The 5,689-nt window shown below is 54.6% G+C and carries 6 protein-coding genes; all 6 read left to right on the plus strand.

Going from position 1 to position 5,689, the window contains the following annotated elements; genetic code table 11:
• Window positions 1-205, plus strand: a 205-nt coding sequence (locus tag HMPREF2726_RS14680) for a hypothetical protein (RefSeq protein WP_246827865.1), incomplete at its 5' end; no start/stop codon positions are given.
• Complete coding sequence (locus tag HMPREF2726_RS05215; RefSeq protein WP_246827866.1) at window positions 129-1,052, plus strand: ABC transporter permease; 924 nt, start codon at window positions 129-131, stop codon at window positions 1,050-1,052. The genes HMPREF2726_RS14680 and HMPREF2726_RS05215, both read left to right, overlap by 77 nt.
• Window positions 1,042-2,040 carry an iron chelate uptake ABC transporter family permease subunit gene (locus HMPREF2726_RS05220; protein WP_094113216.1) on the plus strand — a complete coding sequence of 333 codons (999 nt, stop codon included), beginning with the start codon at window positions 1,042-1,044 and terminating at the stop codon, window positions 2,038-2,040. The genes HMPREF2726_RS05215 and HMPREF2726_RS05220 overlap by 11 nt, the downstream gene beginning before the upstream one ends.
• Before the next feature lie 155 nt (window positions 2,041-2,195).
• Window positions 2,196-4,061: an acyltransferase family protein gene (locus tag HMPREF2726_RS05225; RefSeq protein ID WP_070602510.1), complete on the plus strand. Its 1,866-nt coding sequence runs from the start codon at window positions 2,196-2,198 to the stop codon at window positions 4,059-4,061.
• 58 nt (window positions 4,062-4,119) lie between these two features.
• Window positions 4,120-4,743 carry an FmdE family protein gene (locus HMPREF2726_RS05230; RefSeq protein WP_003758361.1) on the plus strand — a complete coding sequence of 208 codons (624 nt, stop codon included), beginning with the start codon at window positions 4,120-4,122 and terminating at the stop codon, window positions 4,741-4,743.
• A 71-nt stretch (window positions 4,744-4,814) separates the two neighbouring features.
• Window positions 4,815-5,573 (plus strand): iron ABC transporter ATP-binding protein, encoded by a 759-nt coding sequence (locus HMPREF2726_RS05235; protein ID WP_036528929.1) that lies wholly within the window; start codon window positions 4,815-4,817, stop codon window positions 5,571-5,573.
• Window positions 5,574-5,689: the final 116 nt, after the last annotated feature.

Genomic DNA, 5,689 nt, shown 5'->3' on the forward strand with positions numbered 1-5,689 from the left:
ACGCCGTACCGGTTTAAAGTTAATCCACTATATCGTCTTTACGGCTTTTGTTTTTCCATCTGAATTATTTTTCCCTTATGTCCGTCAAACCTTTATCTTTAAATTTAATCAACTGCTTTGTGCTGGTGGTGCTGTTTGTCGTCAGTCTGTCGGTGGGCGTCGGCAATTTCCGCTGGGCGGATGTGTTTCACTGGACATTGTCTGACAGCACGGAATTGATGCTGGTCAGTCGCCTGCCGCGCACGTTTGCGATTGTGCTGACGGGGGCTTCGATGGCGGTGGCGGGGATGATTATGCAGATTTTGATGCGCAACCGTTTTGTCGAGCCGTCTATGGTGGGCGCGAGTCAGAGCGCGGCGTTGGGTGTGTTGGTGATGACGCTGATGTTTCCGGCTGCCGGGCTGACGGCGAAAATGTCGGTGGCGGCCGTGGCGGCGTTGGCGGGCATGCTGGTGTTTATGATGCTGATACGCCGTTTGCCGCCGACGGCGCAGTTGATGGTGCCGCTGGTGGGGATTATTTTCGGCGGCGTTATCGAGGCGGTGGCGACGTTTATCGCGTATGAGTTTGAGATGATGCAGATGTTAAGCGTGTGGCAGCAGGGCGATTTTTCGGGCGTGCTGTTGGGGCGTTACGAATTGTTGTGGCTGACGGGCGGCTTGGCGTTGACGGCGTATTTGATTGCCGACCAGCTGACGATTTTGGGCTTGGGCGAGACGGTGAGCGTGAATCTGGGTCTAAACCGGACGGCGGTGTTGTGGGTCGGCTTGGTGATTGTCGCGCTGATTACGTCGCTGGTGTTGGTAACGGTCGGCAATATTCCGTTTATCGGGCTGGTCGTGCCGAACATCATCAGCCGCCTGATGGGCGACAAGCTGCGCCAAAGCCTGCCTGCGGTGGCTTTGCTCGGCGCGTCGCTGGTGCTTTTGTGCGATATTTTGGGACGCGTGATTGTGTTCCCGTTTGAGATTCCGGTCTCAACCGTGTTCGGTGTGTTGGGTACGGTGTTGTTCTTGTGGATTTTGTTGAGGAAGCCTGCCCATGTCGTCTGAAAACAAGCGTAGCGCGCTTCGCTCGAACAAGGTTGCGTTTATGCAGGGTTCTTCCCGTCCGCTGTGGGCGGCGTTTGTCTTGCTGCTGGCGTGTTGCACCTTGTTCCTGACTTTGAACATCCAAGGCGATTGGGATTTTGTGTTGCAACTGCGGCTGACCAAGCTGGCGGCTTTGCTGCTGGTGGCGTATGCGGTCGGGGTTTCGACCCAGCTTTTCCAAACGTTGACGAACAACCCGATCCTTACGCCTTCGATTTTGGGCTTCGACTCGCTGTATGTGTTTTTGCAAACGCTTTTGCTGTTTGCCTTGGGCGGGGTGGGCTATACGTCGCTGCCGCTGACGGGTAAGTTCGGCTTTGAGCTGATAATGATGATGGGCGGCTCGCTGCTTTTGTTTTACACGCTCATCCGGCAGGGTGGACGCGATTTGTCGCGCATGATTTTGATCGGTGTGATTTTCGGGATTTTGTTCCGCAGCCTCTCTTCGCTGCTGACGCGCATGATTGATCCGGAGGAATTTACGGCGGCGCAGGCGAATATGTTTGCGAACTTCAATACCGTCCACAGCGAGCTTTTGGGCGTGGGCGCGCTGATTCTGCTGGCGAGCGCGGTGGTGGTTTGGCGCGAACGGCATCGTCTGGACGTCCATCTTTTGGGACGCGACCAAACGATTAATTTGGGCATAAACTACACGCGCAATACTTTGTGGCTGCTGCTTTGGATTGCCGCGCTGGTGGCGACGGCGACGGCGGTGGTCGGGCCGGTCAGCTTCTTCGGCCTGCTGGCTGCCGCGCTTGCCAACCATTTTGCCCCGAGCGTGCGCCATAGCGTGCGGCTGCCGATGACGGTGTGCGTCGGCGGCATCCTGCTGGTCGGCGGGCAAACCGTGTTCGAACACCTACTCGGCATGAAGGCGGTGTTGAGCGTAGTGGTTGAATTTGCGGGCGGACTGGTGTTTTTATATTTGGTGCTGAAACGCAAGCGATAGGTCGTCTGAAAACTTTCCCAGCCTGAATTCGAATGGCGTAAACCACTATTTCCAAACGGGATATTTCGTTTTGCACGTCCTTAGATTTGACGGCGTGAATGAAACTAAATATCGGGTTCTTACTCATATTAAGCATCACTATCAAGGTGCGTGCTATGAGTAAAGTGTTGAAATACCGTCCTGATTTGGACGGGATACGGGCATTGGCCGTTTTATCCGTCATCGTATTTCATATCGATCCCCAATGGCTGCCGGGTGGTTTTTTGGGCGTGGATATGTTTTTCGTGTTGTCGGGATATTTGATCACGACCATTATCAGCCGCGAGATTCGCGACGGCAGCTTTTCGTTTCTCGAGTTTTACAAACGCCGCGCCAAACGCATTTTGCCTGTCTTTGCCTGTGTATTGCTTTGCACGACGGTCGTTGCCGCCATTTTCTTTTTGTCTTTCGATTTGCGCCAATACGTCAAATCCGCCGTCTATGCCTTGCTGTTTGCCGCCAACCTGTTCTTTGCCCGCCGCGGCGGTTATTTTGATGCGGATGCGACGGAAAAGCCGTTGCAGCACATTTGGTCGCTGTCGTTGGAAGAACAGTTTTACTTTATTTTCCCCGCGTTGCTGATTTTGTTTTTCCGTATCAGCAAACGGCGCAATGTGCGGACGTTTATCCTTTTGCTGATTGTCATCAGCCTGTTTTCCGCGCTGTTGCCGACTTTGGGTATGGAGGCGTATTTCCTGCCGCATGTGCGCGCTTATGAGCTGCTGGTCGGTTCGCTTTTTGCCTTCATTCCGCCTGCCGAACAAAACGATAAAGCCAGTACGCCGCTATTCGGATGGCTGATGATGGCGGTCATCGCCGCCACGCTGGTGCTGCCCTACGGCGTCCTGCCAGGCGCGGGAAATATCGAACGGCTGCTTTGCTGTCTGGCGGTCGGCGGTTTGATTTATTCGGGCAAATCATTGCAGATGCAGGAAGGCTTCAATACGTCCAAACTGTTGAGCCTCAAGCCGGTGGTGTTTGTCGGGTTGATTTCGTATTCGCTGTATTTGTGGCACTGGGTGGTGTTGGCGCTCATGCGCTACATTTATATGGACGCCCAGCTGCCGCTTGCCGCATCGGCATTGGCTGTCATCATCATGCTGCTGTTGTCGGTATTGTCTTATTATTTTGTGGAAACACCGGCGCGGAAGGCGAAGAATTTTACGACGGCGAAATTCAAATGGAGTATGGCGGCTTATTTCGCGCTGCTGATTCCTGCGGCAACCTACCTGATGACCGCCAAACCTGCCGCGTTTGAAAGCAGTTTGTACAAGGCTGATGAAAGCAAAATTTGCGCGGACACGCTGACCAAAACCGACTGCGCCGTCGGCGCGGCAAACCAAAAACCTGAAGTTTTGGTCATCGGCGATTCGCATGCCGCCCATTTGAGCCCGTTCCTCGACATCGTCGGCAAAAAAGAAGGCTGGTCGGCAGACGTTATCACGTCCAACAGCTGCGCCACCGCGTTCGGATTCGTCCTGCCCGACAGCGACCGCCGCGCCGACCGCTGCAATCCGTATAACAGGTTTATCGAACAAAAAACCAAAGACTATCCTGTCATCATCATTTCGCAACGCTGGTTCCTCCATACCGCCAAACCGGAATTTTTGGAACGGTTCAACACAATGCTGGAGGATTTGGTGAAGGCGGGCAAAAAAGTGTACGTTTTGGCCGATACGCCCATGGACGGGCAGTTGCCGTTGCGGCGTTATTATCTGAGACAAAAGCTCGGTATCGACATCAATTATGTTTCAGAGGATAAAAAAGAAGAAGTCCGCGATTCTGCCAAGTCTGAAGACGAAGTCGAAAAAATCGTGAAGCAGCACCGCGGCGTGCAGTGGGTGGACTTTATGCAGTACATCCCCGCGGACAAATTTATAGACGGGTTGCCGGTGTATTTCGATACCAACCACCTCAACCCGTTCGGTTCAAGTAAAATTGCCGAAATGTTTATCAACGATAAACGCACCCTGTTGAAATAAGCACAAAGGTCGTCTGAAAACAGATTCAGACGACCTCTTTAAAGCAAAAGGATACCGTATGACTCAAGAACACTTTCCCGAATTTTTCGAGCAAGCCCCGACGCTGACCGTCCAAGACGCGCTCGCCGAATTTCTCGGCGCGGCAGAGGAGGGCATCATGCAGTATCGCTACGCCGATGCCGTCCGCCTGTGCGGACACTCCTGCCCCACCGTTGCAGGCGCGTACCTCATGACGCTTAAAGGCCTGAAAGCACTTTACGGCAGCGACCTGCCGCAGCGCGGCGGAATCGAAGCCGCCATGCAGGGCGCGCGCGACGAAGGCACGGTCGGCGTTACCGCATCCGTCGTCCAACTCTTAACCGGCGCCGCTCCCGAAACCGGCTTCGGCGGCGTCGGCCCGCAAGGACGCTTCGCCCGCCGCAACCTGTTGAGTTTCGATGCCGACATCGAAGGCACGCTGACCCTGCGCCGCAAAGACAACGGCAAAACCGTCGCCGTCAGCCTCAACGCCGCCATGCAGCCCTTCGCCCCCGAAATGCGCGACATCATGCCCAAAGCCGTCAGCGGCACCGCCACCGCAGAAGAACTCAAACGCTTCGGCGAACTCTGGCAGGCGCGTGTCAAAGCCTTCTTGATTGATTTGGCAGACAATCCCCAATTCGTCATCGTTCGCGAAATCTGAAGCCCATCCTTTTCAGACGACCTCTCATGTTCGGAGGTCGTCTGAAAACAAATCCACACATCACACCCATCATGATTACCATCCGCAACGTCAGCTTCCACATCGGCGGCAACCCCATCCTCAACAACGTCAGCCTCGACATCCCCGAAGGCGGCATCACCGCGCTCATCGGTCCAAACGGCGCAGGCAAATCCACGCTCCTCTCCTTCATGGCGCGCCTCCGCCCGCTGGAACAGGGCAGCATCAGCTACGCCGGCAAAGATGTTTCGACCACGCCCACCGCCGAGCTGGCAAAAACGCTCTCCATCCTGACCCAAGAAAACAGCGTCATAAGCCGCATTACCGTGCGCGACCTGCTTATGTTCGGGCGTTATCCCTACCACCAAGGCAGACCGACACCCGAAGACCTCGCCATCGTCGAAAACGCACTTTCCGAGTTCAAACTGGACAGCTTTGCCAACCGCTACCTGACCGAACTCTCCGGCGGACAACGCCAACGCGCCATGATTGCCATGGTCTTCTGCCAAAGCACCGATTACGTCCTTTTGGACGAACCGCTCAACAACCTCGATATGTACCACGCCCGCGCCCTCATGCAGCTGCTCCAACGGCTGACCCGCGAACACAAACGCACCACCGTTGTCGTCCTGCACGACATCAACCAAGCCGCCGCCTACGCCGACCACGTCGTCGCCATGAAAAACGGACAAGTCGCCATGACCGGCGCGCCGAACGACATCTTTACCGCTGAAAATATTAAAGATTTGTTTGATATGGATGTGGACGTATTGGACTATCAGGGCAAGAAGCTGGTCATTCATCACGTTTGAGGTGTGGATATGGAAAAGGTCGTCTGAAAAGTTTTCAGACGACCTTTTGTTATATCCATCTTATTTGAGCAGCTAGGCAGATTGAGACCTTTGCAAAAAAGCCCTCCTCCCGACAA

Source organism: Neisseria sp. HMSC074B07 (assembly GCF_001810355.1).
Classification (GTDB): Bacteria; Pseudomonadota; Gammaproteobacteria; order Burkholderiales; family Neisseriaceae; genus Neisseria.